The organism is Rhodopseudomonas pentothenatexigens, assembly GCF_900218015.1.
GTDB lineage: Bacteria > Pseudomonadota > Alphaproteobacteria > Rhizobiales > Xanthobacteraceae > Rhodopseudomonas > Rhodopseudomonas pentothenatexigens.
In genome coordinates this window covers 246,826-265,106 of sequence record NZ_UFQQ01000002.1, presented here as the reverse complement: position 1 = coordinate 265,106, position 18,281 = coordinate 246,826, and the positions used below count along the sequence as shown (strand labels likewise).

Annotated in this window: 16 protein-coding genes; 9 read left to right on the top strand and 7 right to left on the bottom strand. The window is 67.3% G+C overall.

Annotated elements, in window-relative coordinates:
* Positions 1-83: 83 nt before the first annotated feature.
* On the top strand, positions 84-1,253 hold the full coding sequence (locus DWA33_RS02685) for an acetyl-CoA acetyltransferase (protein ID WP_114356534.1): 1,170 nt from the start codon (positions 84-86) through the stop codon (positions 1,251-1,253).
* 161 nt (positions 1,254-1,414) lie between these two features.
* Positions 1,415-2,941 carry a class I adenylate-forming enzyme family protein gene (locus DWA33_RS02680; protein ID WP_114356533.1) on the top strand — a complete coding sequence of 509 codons (1,527 nt, stop codon included), beginning with the start codon at positions 1,415-1,417 and terminating at the stop codon, positions 2,939-2,941.
* A gap of 394 nt (positions 2,942-3,335) precedes the next feature.
* Here DWA33_RS02680 and DWA33_RS02670 read toward each other — a convergent pair whose 3' ends face one another.
* A complete protein-coding gene (locus DWA33_RS02670) occupies positions 3,336-4,214 on the bottom strand; it encodes a hotdog family protein (protein ID WP_114356532.1) in 879 nt (292 codons plus the stop codon).
* Positions 4,215-4,442: 228 nt separating this feature from the next.
* On the opposite strand from DWA33_RS02670, the gene DWA33_RS02665 reads away from it, so the two are divergent.
* The 3 genes from DWA33_RS02665 (at position 4,443) to DWA33_RS02655 (ending at position 7,336) form a co-directional block, all read left to right on the top strand.
* Positions 4,443-5,645, top strand: a complete 1,203-nt coding sequence (locus DWA33_RS02665; protein WP_114356531.1) for a CaiB/BaiF CoA transferase family protein — start codon at positions 4,443-4,445, stop codon at positions 5,643-5,645.
* A 192-nt stretch (positions 5,646-5,837) separates the two neighbouring features.
* A complete protein-coding gene (locus tag DWA33_RS02660; protein WP_114356530.1) occupies positions 5,838-6,974 on the top strand; it encodes a thiolase family protein in 1,137 nt (378 codons plus the stop codon).
* Positions 6,971-7,336 (top strand): Zn-ribbon domain-containing OB-fold protein, encoded by a 366-nt coding sequence (locus tag DWA33_RS02655; RefSeq protein WP_114356529.1) that lies wholly within the window; start codon positions 6,971-6,973, stop codon positions 7,334-7,336. Before DWA33_RS02660 ends, DWA33_RS02655 begins: the two co-directional genes overlap by 4 nt.
* A gap of 54 nt (positions 7,337-7,390) precedes the next feature.
* On the opposite strand, the gene DWA33_RS02650 is transcribed toward DWA33_RS02655, so the two are convergent.
* The 4 genes from DWA33_RS02650 to DWA33_RS02635 all read right to left on the bottom strand — a co-directional run bounded on the left by DWA33_RS02650 (position 7,391) and on the right by DWA33_RS02635 (position 11,716).
* Complete coding sequence (locus DWA33_RS02650) at positions 7,391-7,945, bottom strand: hypothetical protein (protein WP_114356528.1); 555 nt, start codon at positions 7,943-7,945, stop codon at positions 7,391-7,393.
* Between the two features lie 105 nt (positions 7,946-8,050).
* Positions 8,051-10,117, bottom strand: coding sequence for a TRAP transporter permease (locus DWA33_RS02645; protein ID WP_114356527.1), 2,067 nt, complete (start codon positions 10,115-10,117; stop codon positions 8,051-8,053).
* 28 nt (positions 10,118-10,145) lie between these two features.
* Positions 10,146-11,306: a TAXI family TRAP transporter solute-binding subunit gene (locus tag DWA33_RS02640; protein ID WP_114356526.1), complete on the bottom strand. Its 1,161-nt coding sequence runs from the start codon at positions 11,304-11,306 to the stop codon at positions 10,146-10,148.
* Positions 11,307-11,494: 188 nt separating this feature from the next.
* Positions 11,495-11,716 carry an acyl-CoA carboxylase biotin carboxyl carrier protein subunit gene (locus DWA33_RS02635; protein ID WP_114356525.1) on the bottom strand — a complete coding sequence of 74 codons (222 nt, stop codon included), beginning with the start codon at positions 11,714-11,716 and terminating at the stop codon, positions 11,495-11,497.
* Between the two features lie 275 nt (positions 11,717-11,991).
* Here DWA33_RS02635 and DWA33_RS02630 point away from each other — a divergent pair, with 275 nt between their 5' ends.
* Entirely contained in the window at positions 11,992-12,957 is a 966-nt protein-coding gene (locus DWA33_RS02630; protein WP_114356524.1) for an IclR family transcriptional regulator, read from the top strand.
* Entirely contained in the window at positions 12,866-14,425 is a 1,560-nt protein-coding gene (locus tag DWA33_RS02625; RefSeq protein ID WP_114356523.1) for an acyl-CoA carboxylase subunit beta, read from the top strand. Before DWA33_RS02630 ends, DWA33_RS02625 begins: the two co-directional genes overlap by 92 nt.
* Positions 14,426-14,637: 212 nt before the next feature.
* Here DWA33_RS02625 and DWA33_RS02620 read toward each other — a convergent pair whose 3' ends face one another.
* Both DWA33_RS02620 and DWA33_RS02615 read right to left on the bottom strand, forming a co-directional pair.
* Positions 14,638-15,921: an MFS transporter gene (locus DWA33_RS02620; RefSeq protein WP_114356522.1), complete on the bottom strand. Its 1,284-nt coding sequence runs from the start codon at positions 15,919-15,921 to the stop codon at positions 14,638-14,640.
* A 126-nt stretch (positions 15,922-16,047) separates the two neighbouring features.
* The gene (locus tag DWA33_RS02615; RefSeq protein WP_114356521.1) at positions 16,048-16,818 is read right to left on the bottom strand and encodes an enoyl-CoA hydratase; all 771 of its coding nucleotides are present in this window, start codon (positions 16,816-16,818) and stop codon (positions 16,048-16,050) included.
* 144 nt (positions 16,819-16,962) lie between these two features.
* Here DWA33_RS02615 and DWA33_RS02610 point away from each other — a divergent pair, with 144 nt between their 5' ends.
* Both DWA33_RS02610 and DWA33_RS02605 read left to right on the top strand, forming a co-directional pair.
* Entirely contained in the window at positions 16,963-17,538 is a 576-nt protein-coding gene (locus DWA33_RS02610) for a PaaI family thioesterase (RefSeq protein WP_114356520.1), read from the top strand.
* 72 nt (positions 17,539-17,610) lie between these two features.
* A complete protein-coding gene (locus DWA33_RS02605) occupies positions 17,611-18,279 on the top strand; it encodes a TetR/AcrR family transcriptional regulator (protein ID WP_114356519.1) in 669 nt (222 codons plus the stop codon).
* Positions 18,280-18,281: the final 2 nt, after the last annotated feature.

Sequence of the window (18,281 nt, the reverse complement as noted above, 5' to 3'; positions counted from 1 at the left end):
GTCCCACGGGGGATGCTTTTGGCTGACGGTCGTCCTATATTCCGCGTCAATCAACCGTCACCCGGGATCGAGGAGAAAACGCCATGACCGCCAGCATCGTCGGATGGGCCCATATGCCGTTCGGCAAGTTCGACGCCGAAACCGTGGAAAGCATGATCGTCCGCGTCGCGGGTGAGGCGATCGCCGATGCCGGGATCGCGCCGGGCGATGTCGACGAGATCGTGCTCGGGCATTTCAATGCCGGCTTCTCGCCGCAGGATTTCACCGCCGCGCTGGTGCTGCAGGCCGATCCGGCGCTGCGCTTCAAGCCGGCGACGCGGGTGGAGAACGCCTGCGCCACCGGGTCGGCCGCCGTGCATCAGGGCATCCGCGCGATCGAGGCCGGCGCCGCCAAGGTGGTGCTGGTGGTCGGCGTCGAGCAGATGACCCGCACCCCGGGTCCCGAGATCGGCAAGAACCTGCTGCGCGCCTCTTATCTGCCGGAAGACGGCGACACCCCGGCCGGCTTCGCCGGCGTGTTCGGCATCATCGCGCAGAAGTACTTCCAGAAATACGGCGACCAGTCCGACGCGCTGGCGATGATCGCCGCCAAGAACCACCACAACGGCGTGGCCAATCCCTATGCGCAGATGCGCAAGGATTTCGGCTTCGAGTTCTGCCGTGCGGAAGGCGAGAAGAACCCGTTCGTCGCCGGTCCTTTGAAGCGCACCGACTGCTCGCTGGTGTCCGACGGCGCCGCCGCGCTGGTGCTGACCTCGGCCGAGAACGCCAAAGCGATGGGCAAGGCGGTCAACATCCGTGCCCGCGCCCACGCGCAGGATTTCCTGCCGATGTCCAAGCGCGACATCCTGCAGTTCGAAGGCTGCACCGTCGCCTGGCAGCGCGCGCTGGAACAGGCCGGCGTGACGCTGAACGACCTGTCGTTTGTCGAAACCCACGACTGCTTCACCATCGCCGAGCTGATCGAATACGAAGCGATGGGCCTGACCCCGAAGGGCCAGGGTGCCCGCGCCATCAAGGAAGGCTGGACCCAGAAGGACGGCAAGCTGCCGATCAATCCGTCCGGCGGGCTCAAGGCCAAGGGCCATCCGATCGGCGCCACCGGCGTGTCGATGCACGTACTGAGCGCGATGCAGCTGCTCGGTCAGGCGCCGGAAGGCATGCAGATCAAGGACGCCAAGCTCGCCGGAATCTTCAACATGGGCGGCGCCGCCGTCGCCAACTACGTGTCGGTGCTCGAACCGGCGAAGTAGTCTCGCCAACATCGTTTTCGTCATGCCCGGCCTTGTGCCGGGCATCCACGTCTTGAAGGTCTTTCAGCGCAAAAGCCGTGGATGGCCGGGACGAGCCCGGCCATGACGTGTGAGTGAGTCGGCATCAACGACCCCTTCGTCCTACACTTGAGAGGCGCGCGATGAATTTGGCGGAATGGCTCGCCGCGAGCGCCCGGATGCGGCCGGACGCCCCGGCGCTGCTGACCGGCACGACGATCGATGCCGACTACGCGACCTTCGCGGCGCGTGCGGCGTCGTTCGCAGCCGGGCTGGCGCGCGACTACGGTGTCGCGCCCGGCCACCGGGTCGCGCTGTTCGCGCACAACTGCACGCGCTATCTCGAGGCGCTGTACGGCATCTGGTGGGCCGGCGCGGTGGCGGTCCCGATCAACGCCAAGCTGCACGGCCGCGAAGCGGCCTGGATCTGCAGCAATGCCGAAGCCAGGCTGGCGCTGATCTGCGACGACACCGCCGACACTTTCAACGAGGCGGCGGCGGATTTTCCAGCCGGCATGGCGACCCTGGCGATCGACAGCGACGGTTACGACCGCGCCCGAAACGGCACCGGCCCCAGCGCGCCGGTGCCGCGTGACGATGACGATCTCGCCTGGCTGTTCTACACCTCCGGCACCACCGGCCGGCCGAAGGGCGTGATGCTCAGCCACGGCAATCTCGTCGCGATGTCGCTGTGCTATCTCGCCGACGTCGACGCGGTGACGCCGGAGGATGCGGCGCTGTACGCCGCGCCGATCTCGCACGGCGCCGGGCTCTACAACATGATCCACGTCCGGTTCGGCGCGCGCCACGTCGTGCCGGAGTCCGGCGGGTTCGATCCCGACGAAGTCCTGACGCTCGGCCGGCAGCTCGGCAACGTCGCGATGTTCGCGGCACCGACCATGATCAAACGCCTGGTGGAGGCCGCCAAGCGCCGCGGCGAAGCCGGCGAGGGGCTGCGCACCATCGTCTATGGCGGCGGGCCGATGTATCTCGCCGACATCCGCGAGGCGCTCAGCGTGATGGGCCAGCGCTTCGTGCAGATCTACGGCCAGGGCGAGTCGCCGATGACCATCACCTCGCTGAAGCGCGCGCTGCACGCCGACGTCGATCATCCGCGCTATCTGCAGCGGCTCGCCTCCGTCGGCACCGCGCAGAGCGTGGTGTCGGTGCGGATCACCGGGGCGAACGGCGAGGTGCTGCCGCCGGGCGAGACCGGCGAGATCGAGGTCAAGGGCCTGACCGTGATGCTCGGCTACTGGAACAATCCGCAGGCCAATGCCGAGGCGCTGAAAGACGGCTGGCTGCGCACCGGCGACGTCGGGCGGCTGGACGACGACGGCTTCCTGACGCTGTCCGACCGCTCCAAGGATGTCATCATCTCCGGCGGCACCAACATCTATCCGCGCGAGGTCGAAGAGGCGCTGCTGACCCATCCCTTGGTGCGCGAAGTCTCGGCGATCGGCGTCGCCGATCCGGAATGGGGCGAGAGCGTCGTCGCCTGCGTTGTGCTGGCGGAGGGGGCGGAGCCGAGCGACTCTGCGCTCGACCAACATTGCCTCGCCGCCATCGCCCGCTTCAAACGCCCCAAGCGCTACGTCTATCTCGACGCGCTGCCGAAGAACAACTACGGCAAGGTGCTGAAGACGGAATTGCGCAAGATGGTGAAGTAATTCGGCAACAACTTCCGATTCTCCCCGTCATGGCCGGGCTCGTCCCGGCCATCCACGCCTTGGGGTCGTCGGGATTCTAGAGCGGCTCATCGTTTGATTGAAACGATCCGACGTTTCCGAAGGCACTGAGTCCTCATCCCGAGGAGCCCGGCGAAGCCGGGCGTCTCGAAGGATGGGGCAACGCATTCCGTGCGTCACATGGTTCGAGACGGCGCTACGCGCCTCCTCACCATGAGGTTGTGCGTGTGGCACGCGGTGCGGATCAGCTCTGATTCTACAAAAAGCAGAACTAGTCTAAAAGGCGTGGATGCCCGGCACAAGGCCGGGCATGACAAGTTGATAGTTCCAGAGCTGGATTGCTTCGTCGGCTTCGCCTCCTCTCAGGGACGGAGACTTAGCTCATCCGCCCCACCATCGCGGCGCGCTCGTCGCCGTCGACCCACAGCGCGAAATCTTCGCCGTCGGCCGAATGCGTCTGTCGCAGCGTCACCGCGCGGTTGTAGTAGACCGGCCCCTTGAGCCAGAGGTCGAGCTGGTTCGGAGCGGAGGTCTTCGTCAGGTGGCCGAGGCATTCGGCGGCGACGCGCTGCGGATGCGCCGAGGCGGCGGCGAAGCCGGTGCGGCGCGCATAGGCGTCGAGCAGGTGCAGCGGATTGTAGTCGCCGGTCAGCCGCGCCCAGCGCAGCCGATCGCCGCCCTCGGCGATCCAATGCGCCACCGGCTCCAACTCCGGGTCGATCGCCGGGGAGGTCATCGGGGCGCCGTCGTCGGCGCCGTGCCGCGGCGGTCCCGCGAACCGGCCGCGATAGTAGAACGTGGTGATACTCTCCCAGACGCAGTCGTCGCCCTGCAGCAGATGAGCGTGGATGTCGAGCTCGATGCCCCTGTCGTGGACCCGCCAGCCGGTGGACCGCACGATCAGGTCGGACGGAAACGCGATACGGATCTCGCCGCGGCGGATCAGCCGGTTGCGCAGCTGCAGCGCGCGCCAGATCGGCAGCGGCCAGTGGCGGTGCATCAGCATGGCCAGGCTCAGGCGGAAGCCGGTGACGTGTGGCGCGAGCAGCAGCAGCCGTTCGCTGGTGGCATCGTCGGCGCGGCCGGCGAGATGCTGCAGCGTCGCCAGCACCGGCCGTGCGATCTCGTAGCCGCGCCAGATGAAGCTGAAGCTCGGAAAACCGTCTTTCGGATTCCAGCCCGCGGACGGCCACAGCGTGTTCAGCATCATCGCCGGGCCGAACGGCGGCGCGGTGTATCGCTCGTGATGCGTCATGGCGCTGTGCTTTCGATCGGTCGGGCGTCGGTCGCGGCCGATTGATGCGGGCGCCACCATGCGCGGTCAATGACCGCTGTCAAACCTTCCGTTACACGAACTATTCGCCGGCGGGCGACCGCATGGCGCCATGCCGGGCGGCTCGCTTGATCTTCGCCCGATCGCAACGTTACATCGACCGGCGGCGCCGGACGAGAGCGCCGCGAACCAGGGATGCGAAGCGCAGCGATGGGGCCACTGGCGGGCACGACAATCGTCGACATGACGTCGGTGCTGATGGGGCCTTACGCCACCCAGATGCTCGGCGACTACGGCGCCGACGTGATCAAGATCGAATCCCCGGACGGCGACGTCACCCGGCAGATCGGCCCGGCGCGGCATCCCGGCATGGGGCCGGTGTTCCTCAATGCAAACCGCAACAAGCGCAGCATCTGCCTCGATCTCAAGCACGCCGCCGGCCGCGCCGCCGCGCTGCGGCTGATCGCAGGCGCCGACGTGCTGGTCTACAACGTCCGCCCGCAGGCGATGGCGCGGCTGAAGCTCGGCTATGACGATGTCGCGCCGCTCAATCCGCGGCTGATCTATGCCGGCGTGTTCGGCTTCGGCCAGGACGGGCCGTACGCGGCCAAGCCCGCTTACGACGATCTGATTCAGGGCGCCACCGCGCTGCCGGCGCTGAATGCGCGCATCGGTGACGGCACGCCGCGCTACGTGCCCAATGCCCTGGTGGACCGCATCGTCGGGCTCACCGCGGTCGGCGCAATCTGCGCCTCGCTGGTGCATCGGGATCGCACCGGCAAGGGCCAGCGGCTGGACATTCCGATGTTCGAGACGATGGCCAGCTTCGTGATGGGCGATCACCTCGGAGGGCTCACCTACGAGCCGCCGCTCGATCGCGGCGGCTACGCGCGGCATCTATCGCCGGATCGCCGGCCGTACCAGACCGCCGACGGCTACATCTGCGCGATGGTGTACAACGACAAGCAGTGGATCAGCTTTCTCACCGCGGTCGGCCGCGACGACCTGCTCGCCGACGACCGCTACACCAGCTTCGCGCGGCGGGCGGTGAACATCGACGTGGTCTATGCCGAGCTGGCGCGGATCTTCCTGACCAGGACCACCGAGGAGTGGGTGGCGCTGCTCGACGTCGCCGACGTGCCGGCGATGCGGATGCACGATCTCGAGAGCATGCTGCACGACCCGCATCTGGTGACGACCGATTTCTTCCCGGTGGTCGAGCATCCCAGCGAGGGCGCGATCCGCGACATGCGGGTGTCGGCGACCTGGTCGGACAGCAAGGTCGAGCGCCAGCGCCTCGCGCCGCGGCTCGGCGAACACGGCGCCGAGGTGCTGCGCGAGGCGGGCTATGGCGACGGCGAGATCGCGGCGCTGGCGGCGTGCGGGGCGCTGAAGTTGCTGCAGGAGAGCTGAAGAAAGTGACGCGTTCGGTGCGAATTCTCCGAAGTCTCTCGTTCGTCATTCCGGGGCGCCGCGAAGCGGCGAGCCCGGAATCCATAACCACCGTCAGGGGATATGGATTCCGGGCCCGCGCCAAGAGGCGCGTCCCGGAATGACGTTGATAGGTTCTGCTTTCTCGCGAGCGTCGAAGTGGGAAGTGATCCGATGAGCTACATCACCGGCGCCGGCCTCACGCGGTTCGGCAAGATCGAAGGTTCGACCACGCTCGGCCTGATGCGCGAGGCGGCGGAGGCGGCGATTGCGGATGCGGGCTTGAAGCGCGGCGACATCGACGGGCTGCTGTGCGGCTACTCGACCACGATGCCGCACATCATGCTGGCGACGGTGTTCGCCGAGCATTTCGGGATTCGCCCGAATTACTGCCACGCGGTGCAGGTCGGCGGCGCCACCGGGATGGCGATGGCGATGCTGGCGCATCAGCTGGTCGAGAGCGGGGCGGCGAACAACATCCTGGTCGTCGGCGGCGAGAATCGCTTGAGCGGGCAGAGCCGCGACGCCTCAGTGCAGGCGCTGGCCCAGGTCGGCCACCCGGTCTACGAAGTGCCGCTCGGGCCGACGATCCCGGCCTATTACGGCCTGGTCGCGTCGCGCTATATGCACGACCATGCGGTCACCGAGGAAGACCTCGCCGAACTCGCGGTGCTGATGCGCAACCAAGCACTCACCCATCCGGGCGCACAGTTCCACGAGCCGATCAGTGTCGCCGAGGTGATGGCGTCGAAGCCGATCGCTTCGCCGCTGAAGCTGCTCGATTGCTGCCCGGTGTCGGACGGCGGCGCCGCGCTGGTGGTCAGCGTCGAGCCGACCACCGAACATCGCATCCAGGTGCGCGGCTGCGGTCAGGCGCACACCCATCAGCACGTTACCGCGATGCCGGCCGAGGGACCGTCCGGCGCCGAGCTGTCGATCGCGCGCGCCAAGGCTGCGAGCGGCGTCGCGGTGTCCGACGTCAAGTATGCCGCGGTGTACGACAGCTTCACCATCACGCTGCTGATGCTGCTGGAAGACCTCGGGCTCGCAGGCCGCGGCGAGGCGGCGGCGCGGGCGCGCGACGGATATTTCTCGCGCGACGGCGCGATGCCGCTGAACACCCATGGTGGACTGTTGAGCTATGGCCATTGCGGCGTCGGCGGCGCGATGGCGCATCTGGTCGAGACCCATCTGCAGATGACCGGGCGCGCCGGCGACCGTCAGGTGCGCGATGCGTCGCTGGCGCTGCTGCACGGCGACGGCGGCGTGCTGTCGTCGCATGTCAGCATGATCCTGGAGCGGGTGCGATGAGCGAGATGGCGATGCCCGACTGGACCTGCGGCGAACCGAAGATCGTGTATCAGCGCTGCGGCGGCTGCGGCGCGGTGCAGTATTTCCGCCGCGACTTCTGCGCGGCCTGCGGCAGCGAGGAACTGTCCACGCTGGTCGCGAGCGGCGAGGGCGTGATCTGCGCCGAGACGCTGGTTCACCGCGCGGCGACCGCCGAGGCGCGGGCGCACGTGCCGTTCAAGATCGTGCTGGTCGATTGCGCCGAGGGGTTTCGGATGATGGCCCACGGCGCGGTCGACCTGGCGATCGGCGATCGCGTTCGCGCCGGCTTTACACAATTCACCGGGCAATTGGTGCCGTTCTTCGGGAAGGCGGACCGCTGAGCCGGCGCGGCAAGCGGGCACCGGAGTGCCCGCCGCCGCCGTTGGTCGCGAAGCTCAGCCGCACCACACCCGGACGACACGCTCGGTCTTGGGATCGAGCTCGATGTTGCCGCGGTCGGTGCGATAGTCGTCAGTGATCCCGTCGCCGGTGTGATAGACGCGGAGCACCTTGCCGGTCAGATCGCAGTCGGACGCCGTCGCCGTGACGATCAGCCATGGAATCGGATCGTCGTCGCCGCGAAACAGCGAGATCGCCTGGGCGAGATCCTCGGCCGCATTGAAGCTCGCTTCCTTGGTGTTGGTGCGGGCGTGGATCCGGACGCCGCGGAGCGCCTTGCATGGTCCCCAATAATCCTCGGGATCGCGGGGGATGGTGGCTTCGGCGACGATGGTGGTGATCATCGGCAGCACGATGCCGGTCGGGGCATCGGCGACAAAGTCGAAGTCCTGGATGCCGTCGTCCGGCGGCCGGATGTAGAACCACGGCGACAGCCGCGGATGCTTCCATCCGGAGGTCGGCACGGTCCCGTGAGTCACGATGTGAATCTGCGGAGGCTTGGTCTTGACCAGGCTGAGATCAACCGAAGTGACTTCCAATACACGCTGCATTGCAAAGCTCCTTGGTTTGAAACACCAGGATGCTCAATCAGTGCGTGTAGCAAGTCCAGTGAAATCTGAACGACGGGGGGCAGAGGCCCGCCGCCGCAATCGTCCTCACAGCACCGGCCGTGCCGCCTGCCGGGGCGGGTCGCCGCGGCGCACCAGCAGCAGCGCGATCGCCAGCGTCGGGACCAGCAGGCACAGCCCGAGCGAGGTGACCTGCACCTGCGACAGCGGATTGATGCCGCCGCCCGGGGTCGCCAGCACGAAGCCGCCGATCACCAAGGCCACGCGCAGCGGCCATTCCAGCGCGCCGGCGCGGCGCAGATCGCCGACGCCGACCTGATAGCCCTGGATGCCGCCGCAGATGCACACCGTGCCGAGCGCCGCGAGCCCGAGCAGGCCGAGCGCGGCGAGATACGGGCTCGGGCCCTGCAGCACCAGCGCCGGGTTCATCACGAAGAAGAACGGGATGAAGTAGATGATGCTGCCGACCCACATCGATTCCCAGCCCGTCTTCATCGCCGGCGAGCCGGCGATGCCGGCTGCGGCGAACGAGGCGATCGCGACCGGGGGCGTGATCGACGACAGCATGCCCCAATAGAAGATGAACATGTGCACCGCCATCCGGTTCAGCCCGAGCTTCTCCAGCGCCGGCGCCACCAGGATGGCGAGGAAGATGTAGCAGGCGGTGGTGGTGAGGCCGAGGCCGAGGATCAGGCTGGTGATCGCGCACATCGCCAGCAGCAGGAAGGCGTTGTCGCCGGCGAGCCGCAACAGATCGGCCGCGAGGCTGGAGATCACCCCGGTCATCGAGAACGCGCCGATCAGCAATCCGCAGCCGGCCAGGATGCCGATCAGCTCGACGAAGGTGCGGCCGTTGACTTCGAGGAAGCGGACGATGCTGCCCAGATTCCAGCGGGTGTCTTTCGAGAAGATCTGGTTGAGCACCAGCAGCAGCGCGGTGGCGTAGAACGGGGCGTGGCTCTCGCGCTTGAAATACAGCAGCATCACCACCAGCAGCGCGATCACGAAGGCGTAGTACCAGCCTTCCTTCAGCGTCTGCCACAGGCTCGGTAGCTCCGAGCGCGGGATGCCTTCGAGTCCGTGCCGGGCCGCATAGGCGTCGACTTGCATGAACAGGCCGATGTAATACAGCGCCGCCGGCAGGATCGCCGCCAGCGCGACTTCGGCGTAGGACACGTTGACGAATTGCGCGATGACGAAGGCGGTGGCCCCCATCACCGGCGGCGCCAGCACCGCGCCGGTGGAGGCGCAGGCTTCGATCGCCGCGGCGTAGGAGGCGCGGAAGCCGCTCTTCTTCATCACCGGGATGGTCATGGTGCCGGCGGTCAGCACGTTCGAGATGATCGAGCCCGACATCATGCCGAGCAGTGCCGAGGCGAAGATGCAGACCTTGGCGGCGCCGCCGCGGAAGGTGCCGCAGATCGCGAACGCCAGATTGATGAAGAACTTTCCGGCGCCGGTCAGCATCAGCGCGGTGCCGAACACCAGAAAGCCGATCACGGTGTCGGCGAAGGCCTGGATCGGAATCCCGAGCAGGCTCTCGCCGGACAGCACGTGATAGGCGGTGGCCTGTTCCAGCGTCGACTGCGAGCCGCCGAGCGGGCCGAGCCAGCGCGCGCCGGCGAACAGCGGATACACCGTGAACGGGAAGATGCACAGCAGCAGGCTCCAGCCGCCGGTGCGGCGCAGCGCCTCCATCAGCAGCGCCCACATCACCAGGCCGGCGATGAAGACGTGGGTCGGCGCGCCGCCGAATTCCCATCCGGCCTCCGCCGCCTTGCGGATGGTGCTCATCAGCACCAGCGCCGCGCCGATCGTCAGCAGAAACAGCGCGACGTCGTACAGCGGGACGCGGTCGAGCCGTGCCGTCGGTGACGCCGGGAAGATCAGGAAGGTGAACGGCAGCATCAGCGCGATCAGGAGATAGAAATACTCCGTGTTGAGCTGGGTGTGGCCGACGAAGAAGCGCAGCGAGAACTGCTGGTTGATGCACAGCAGGATGGTGGCCGCGGCGGCGGCCACCAGAGCCCAGCGCCAGAAGCCGCGCAGGCTGCGCACCCGCGTGACTTCGGCTTCCTGCATGTTGTCGACCGAGTGCGGATCGTCGAGCACGATCCGCTTGGTCGGGCGGGCGACAGATTCGGCAGCACGCATGGCGACGTCCCCGGCGCGGAGGAGAACGCTATTGCTCGAATCCGTTCGGCAGGCCCGCCCGCTTCAGCGCAGCGGCGCGCGCCGTCATCCAGCCGTCGCGGAAGTCCTGCTCACCGGACGGCGCCGCGGCTGCGTATTGCTTCCACGCGGCGGCGAGCACTTCCTGGCGCTTGATCAGCCCGTCATTGTGGGCCTGATCCTCGGCGCTCCACTGGCCGGCCTCCTGCAGCGCCTTCACCGCGCCGGGGTGGAACGGCACCACCCATTTCATGGTCTGGGTCTTGACCGCCAGCCCGGTCGCGCCCGGAGCGCTGTCCTTGTAGGCGTCGTAGTTGACGATCATCGACTTGGTGATCGAATACACCTGATCGCCGGATTGCGTCGCGTAGACGGTGGCGATCGGGTAGGGGTAGTTCGACAGCTCGATCGGCTTGCCGGGCTCGTGGGCCGCGCCGCAGGTCGACATCGCCGGGTTGAAGAACGGCGTCACCTTCTTGACCCGCTCCCACGCCGCCTTGTCGGCGTGCGGCATCGGCGGCCAGATCAGCCCGCGCGGCGAACTCTCGGCCTCCTTGGCCGGACCGGTGATGGTGGTGCCGAACGCGGCGTCGACGTCGTTGTTGATCAGGCCCTTCCACATCGCGCCGTAGCTGGCGAATTCGACGATCTTGACGTCGTCCTTGGTCAGTCCGCCATAGGCCATGATGCCGAGCGCGTTCTGGTTCAAAGCCGGCGAGCCGACCACGAAGCCGACGCGCTTGCCGCGCAGGTCCTTGATCTCCTTGACGCCGGTGTCCTTGGCGACGCCCAGCGAGGAGCCGTTGCAGTCGATCACGCTCAGCGTGATCTGCAGGGCCTGCGGTCCCCATTCCTTGGCGCCGAATTCGAACACGCCTTCCTGCGCGAAGTAAGTCCCCGATCCCATCCAGGCGAGCTGGGCACGGCCGGCGCGGAGCGGCGCCAGACGGGCGACGTCGTTACCCGCCGGCAGCACGCGCACGTCGGTGCCGTGCTTGTCCTTCATCATCTTGCCGACCGCGACCGCGATGTTGAATCCGGCGGTTCCGGTGTCGTAGGCGGTGAACGCCATCGTGCTGGGTAGTTTGATGTCGCCGGCACCAGCAGGGGTTGTGGTGAGCAGCGCACAGCCGACAGCGAGCGCCGCGAACGGACCGAAACGTCCCGTCATGTTTCTCTCCCGGAATGCATCCGCTTCGCGGATTGCTTTGTTATGGAGAGAGCATGTCATCACTGATCGGTGATGGCAACGACGTGCTGAGGACTACCGCGGGGCTGTGTGTACCGATCGAACTGTGATGCGGCATTACGTCTCGTCGCGATGCCGTGCATGTCGACGTGACGCAACTGCGACGTGCTTCAGCTTTCGATGACGGCGACGAGCTGGCCTTCGGCGACCACATCGTCGAGCGCGACGTGCAGCGACTTCAGCGTGCCGTCCGCGGGAGAGGCGACCGGGATCTCCATTTTCATCGCTTCGACAAAGGCGATGTCGTCGCCTTCACCGACGCCGTCGCCGATCGACAGCGGCAGCGCGCAGACGCGGCCGGCGACTTCGGTGACGATCTTGATCTCGGCCATCGGTGTTCCTCCGTCGTGTTGTTGTTGTCGGCGCCGGTTCCGCTGCGGCGGTCGCAGCGAAAAATCTTGCGCCGAGTGGTCGCGCGTAGGGCGTTGCGCGGCGCCCGTCGATGTTGTCCTCGCAATTTGCCTGATGTAGCTTTGTCTTCAAGCGGAATTATATTCCGCTGTGCGAAACTAGACGACGATAACAACCAAGAACGTAAGATGGGCCGGGGTCGGGAAGGTGGGCGCTCCCGGCGCATCGGGCATCATAACCACGCAGGACAAAAGACATGGGACGACGCTCGGAACGACTGTGCAGGCAAGGGGACGTGGCCGGTGACGGCGATGTGATTCAGGTGGTGTCGCGCGCCTTCGACGTGCTGCGCTGCTTCGAAGGACACGACGTCCGGCTCGGCAATCTCGAAATTTCCAATCGCTGCGGCTTGCCGCGCTCGACGGTGTCGCGCCTCACCCATACGCTGACTCGCATGGGCCAGCTGGTCTACCTGCCGCGCGATCAGAAGTACCGGATCGGTCCCTCAGCGGTCGCGATGAGCACGTCGATGACCCGCGGCCTGCAACTGCGCAATCTGATCCGCACCCGTTTGCAGGAAGTCGCCGACCAGATCCCCGGCACCGTCGGCTTCCTGATCCCGGACCGCTCTCATCTGGTGTATCTCGAATTCGCGCGCGCCCCGCATGCGCTCGGCCTGCATTCGACCACCGGCAGCCGGATCGCGATCAGCCGGTCCGCGGCCGGCCACGCCTACGCTGCTTCGCTCGACGACAACGTCGCCGCCGCGTTGCTGGCCGACATCCGGCGCGAAGCCCCGGCCGACGCGGCGCTGTTGAGCGAGCGGCTCGAAGCCGGCCGCGCGATGCTGCGTGAGCGCGGCTATGTGGTGTCTTGCGGATTGTTCAGCCCCCACATCAACGGCATCGCCGTGCCGATGTGGTCTCCGCAATACCAGACCTACGTGATGGTGACGATCGGCGTGCTCGCCGCGATGTACGACGAGCAGCGGCTGCACGAAGAGATCGCGCCGGTGCTGCTCAAGCTCGCCGGATCGATCGAACCGCTGGTGCAGAATGCGGACGGCGGTCTGGTCGCGGTGCGCCCATCGGCAAGCAATAACAAGAAGACGATCAGACCGGAGGGAATGCATGAGTTGGAAGCCGGAGCTCGACGAGCTGGCCCGGCGCGAGAACTTCGCGCGGCAGATGGGCGGCATCGACAAGGTCAAGCGCCAGCATGACCAGGGCCGGCTCACCGTCCGTGAGCGCATCGACCGGCTGAGCGACGCCGGCAGCTTCCACGAGATCGGCGCCGTCGCCGGTCTCGGCGAGTACGACGCCAATGGCGAACTGATCGATCTGACCCCGGCGAACTGCGTGTTCGGCCGGGCGAAGATCGACGGCCGCACCGTGGTGGTGGTCGGCGACGATTTCACCGTGCGCGGCGGCTCGGCCGACGCCTCGATCCACGCCAAGCCGCAGATGGCGGAGGAGATGGCGCACGACTACCGCCTGCCGATCATTCGCGTGATCGAAGGATCGGGCGGCGGCGGCTCGGTGAAGACGATCGAGAGCAAGGGCGCCGCCAATCTGCCGGGCGGCGTCGATGGCACCCGCTGGTACTGGTACACGACGGCGAACCTCGCGCAGGTGCCGGTGGTGGCGCTCGGGCTCGGCTCGGTCGCCGGCCTCGGCGCGGCGCGGCTCGCCGCCAGCCACTATTCGATCATGACCCGCAGTTCGGCGATGTTCGTCGCCGGCCCGCCGGTGGTGGCGCGACTCGGCCAGGATCTGACCAAGCAGGAGCTCGGCGGCGCCGACATCCAGACCCGCGCCGGCGCGATCGACCATGCGGTCGACACCGAGGAAGAAGCCTTCGCCTGCGCGCGGCGCTTCCTGTCCTATCTGCCGTCGTCGGTGCACGAACTGCCGCCGACGATTGCCTGCGACGACGATCCCGATCGCACCGATGAGAAGCTGCTGAAGGCGGTGCCGCGCAATCGCCGGCAGGTCTACAAGATGCGGCCGATCATCGAAGCGGTGGTCGATCAGGGCTCGTTCTTCGAGATCGGCTCGGCGTTCGGCCGTTCGATCATCACCGGTCTCGCCCGGCTCGAAGGGCGGGCGGTGGCGCTGCTGGCCGGCGATCCGTATCACTATGGCGGGTCGTGGACGGCGGACACCTGCCAGAAGGTGATTCGCTTCGTCGATCTCGCCGAGACCTTCCATCTGCCGGTGGTGTATCTGATGGACTGTCCAGGCTTCATGATCGGGCTGGAGGCCGAGAAGTCGGCGACGATCCGCCACGGCGTGCGCGCGATGACGGCGGTCAATCAGTCCACCGTGCCGTGGTGCACGATCATCGTCCGCAACGCCTTCGGCGTCGCCGGCGTAGTGCACCAGCCGGCCAACCGGTTCTCGATGCGCTACGCCTGGCCGTCGGCCTATTGGGGCTCACTGCCGCTCGAGGGCGGCATCGAGGCGGCCTACCGCGCCGATCTCGACGCCGCGGACGATCGCGACGCCAAGATGCGCGAGATCGAGGACCGGCTGAACAAGCTGCGCTCGCCGTTCCGCTCGGCCGAAAAGTTCTGGGTCGAAGAAATCATCGATCCGCGCAAGACGCGCTCGCTGCTGTGCGAATTCGCCCGCTTGGCCGAACCGCTGCGCAAGCCCGGCGTCGCGACCGGCATGCGGATGCGGCCGTAGGCCTTTCGACCTCTCCCCGCAGCGCGGGGAGAGGTCGACCGGCGCAGCCGGTCGGGTGAGGGGCCAGGCACTGAGGTTGCCGAACGCGCAGCCTCTCGGGCCTGATGACTTGTCTTCCTGATAGTTCGGACGCGCTGAAGGGCCGTGCCTTGCCCCTCACCCCAACCCTCTCCCCGCGACGGGCGGAGAGAGGGAGCAGGCAACGCTCCTGTTCACGCCGCCGCCGGCTTGGCCGCCTTGCTGATCGTCAGCGCGGCCGCGGCGGCGATCACGCACAGGGCGCCGGCGATGAAGAACGCCGGCAGGTAGCTCGCCAGCAGGTCGCGCGACAGGCCGGCGCCGAAGGCGGCGGTGGCGGCGCCGAGCTGGTGGCCGGCGAAGATCCAGCCGAACACCAGATTGGCGCGCTCGGGGCCGAACTTCTGCGCCGTCAGCCGCACCGTCGGCGGCACGGTGGCGACCCAGTCCAGGCCGTAAAACACCGCGAACAGCGACAGGCCGTAGAACGAGAAGTCGGTGAACGGCAGCGCCAGCAGGCTGAGGCCGCGCAGGCCGTAGTACCAGAACAGCAGCCAGCGATTGTCGTAGCGGTCGGCCAGCCAGCCCGACAGGATGGTGCCGATGAAATCGAACACGCCCATCGCCGCCAGCAGTCCCGCGGCCTGCACCTGCGGGATGTTGAAATCCGCGCACAGCGGAATCAGGTGAACCTGCACTAGGCCGTTGGTCGACGCGCCGCAGATGAAGAAGGTGCCGAACAGCACCCAGAACACCCGCGTCTTGGCCGCGTCGCGCAGCGCGCCGAGCGCAGCGGCGGCGATCGAGCCTGGCGCAGCCTGCGCCGACAGCGGCACCTCGGTGCTGGTGTCGCCATAGGGCCGCAGTCCGACATCGCTCGGCCGGTTGCGCATCGCGATCAGCACCGCGACCGCGGCGACGCCGAGCAGCGCGCAGACGTAAGCCATCGCGATCCGCCAGCCGTAGCGTTCGGTGAGCGCGGCGAGGATCGGCAGGAACACGAGCTGGCCGGTGGCGACGCTGGCGGTCATCAGGCCGATCACCAGACCGCGGCGGGCGACGAACCAGCGCGTCGCCACCGTGGCGCCGAGCACCAGCGCGGTGAGGCCGGTGCCGACGCCGACCACCACGCCCCACAGCAGCATCAATTGCCACAACGAGGTCATCGCCAGCGACGCGATCAGTCCGATCGCGACCACCAGGAGCGCGGTCAGCGTCACCTGGCGCAGGCCGAACCGGTTCATCAGCGCCGCGGCGAACGGCGCCATCAGGCCGAACAGCACGAAGCGGATCGACAGCGCGGACGAGATATCCGCGGTGCTCCAGCCGAATTCCTGCTGCAGCGGCACGATGAACACGCCGGGTGCGCCGACCGCACCGGCATTGACCAACGCGGTGAGGAAGGTGACGCCGACCATCACCCAGCCGTAGTGGATGTTGCGGCGGGCCAGCGCGGCGGCGAGGGCGTCGGAGATCATGCGGCGATCCTGTCGGCGAACGCGCCGGCGCTCGGGCGTGAGCCGGCTAGTTGAAAATGATGCTCATCATATAATTCGTCGGCCGCAAAGCAATATGAGAATTTCCCAAGATCGCGTGATTAGATCTCAGCGTTTGCGGTTGACGAAATCCGCCATCAGCGCCTGCGGCTCGCCGGTGAGGTAAGCCTCGCCGAACACCTTGACGGAATGCGCCACCGCCTGCGGCAGCGGCATGTCCTCCCAGGCCGCCAGCAGCGCCTTCTGCGCCCGCATCGCCTGCGGTGCGCCGGCGACCAATGCGCCGACCAGATGCTCGACCGCGGCATCGAGTTCGCCCGGCGCTGCGATCTTGTCGATCAGGCCCCAGGCCAGCGCTGTGTCGGCATCGATGTTTTCGGCGGCCATCACCAGGAAGCGTGCCCGTGCCCAGCCGATCAGTCGCGGCAGCAGGGCGGCGTGGATCACCGACGGAATCCCGACGCGGACCTCGGGCATGCCGAATTTGGCGTCGTGGGCGGCGACGCGGAAGTCGCAGGCGGCGGCGAATTCCAGGCCGCCGCCGAGGCACCAGCCGGGAATCCGCGCGATCACCGGATAGGGCACCGCGCGGACCGTCTCGCAAAGCTCCGCAAGGCCGGTGATGAAGCGCTCGGCGGAACTCTGATCCAGCGTGGCCATCTCGTTGATATCGGCGCCGCCGATCATGCTGCGCTCGCTCTGGCCGGTGACGATCAGCACGCGCAGGCTTTCGTCTTCGGCGAGTTGCTGCAGTCCTTCGCGGACGCCGGTGATCACCGCGGTGTTCAGAATGTTGAGCTTGCCGGCATTGCAGATGGTGAGGCGGGCGACGCCGCGGGAATCGCGGTCGACGCCGCAATGGGTGTTGAGCATCTGCATGATGGATCTCTTCGGCGAGGGCGGGACAGGCGCGACATCATGCCCGGCAAGGCTGGGGGGCTGTCAAGCACGTCACCGCCCGGCCGCTTGCCGCGATTGCTGATCGATTATATGATATACGTAATTCCAAACTGGAGTTCGCCGATGACGCTGCTCGATTCCGCCGTACCGCACGATCCCGCCGAGTTGTTCGCGCCGGCTCAGCGCCGCAGCCGCACCGTCGACTGGCAGGAGCCGGGGCCGGTCGCCCGCGCCGCGATGGCGATGTCAGGCCTCGAGGCGATGCAGGCGATCCGCGACGGCCGGTTGCCGCCGCCGCCGCTGGCGCGGCTGATCGGCTTCAAGATGGCCGAGGTGCATCCCGGCCGGATCGTGATGCAGCTCGATCCGGAGCAGAGCCTGGAGAACACCGCGGGCCTGCTGCACGGTGCGATCGCTGCCGCGCTGCTCGACACCGCGATGGGCTGTGCGATCTCGACACGGCAGCCGGCCGGGCAGGGCTCGGTGACGATGGACCTGAAGCTCAGCTATCTGCGGCCGCTGTCGGTGCGCTCCGGCACGATCGTGGCCGAGGGGCGGGTGGTGAAGCTCGGCCGGCAGTCGAGCTACACCGAGGGCTTCGTCTATGACGGCGCCGGCAAATTGGCGGTGCACGCCACCGCAACCTTTGCGATGCTCGGCGGCGCGCCTGCTGCGACGCCATATCCGCACGATTCCTGAGGCGATGCGAAACTTGAGGCAAACGCCCGCGTTCGTGTCATAATATGATCCTGAACATGGCATGGATCGCCGATGCGCTATTCGAAGGAACACAAGCAGGAAACCCACGACCGCATCGTCCGGCGGGCGTCGGTGAAGCTGCGTGAAAAGGGCGCCCACGGCATCGGCGTCGCCGATCTGATGAAGGACGCGGGCCTCACCCACGGCGGGTTCTACGCGCATTTCGCCTCGCGCGAGGCGCTGGTGATCGAAGCCTTCAGCTACGCGATGGACCGCTCCACCGAGCGCTGGCGCAAGCTGGCGGAGGAACTGCCGCCGGAGCAGCGGCTGGCCGCGCTGGTCGACGGCTATCTCAGCGCCAGCCATCGTGATGATCCCGGCCGTGGCTGCGCGGTGCCGGCGCTCGGCGCCGAGATTGCGCGTGAAAGCCCGAAGACCCGCAAGGCGTTCGCCGCCAAGCTCGACGAAATGATCGACATGATCGCCGCCGAGTATGTCGGCTCGACCCCGAAGGCCGCGCGCAGGCAGGCGATGGCGACGCTGGCGACGATGATGGGAACGCTGGTGCTGGCGCGGATCGCCGGCAGCGGCGAATTGTCCGACGACATTCTCGCCGCCGGGCGCGCTGCGGCGCTGGCGGATTGTGCTCCGGGCGGACCGAAACGGCCGCCCCAGGCGGCCACGGCGAGGTCGAGAAAGACCGCCATCAAGGCGGCGGCGAGGCCTGCCGCGCAGGATTGAAC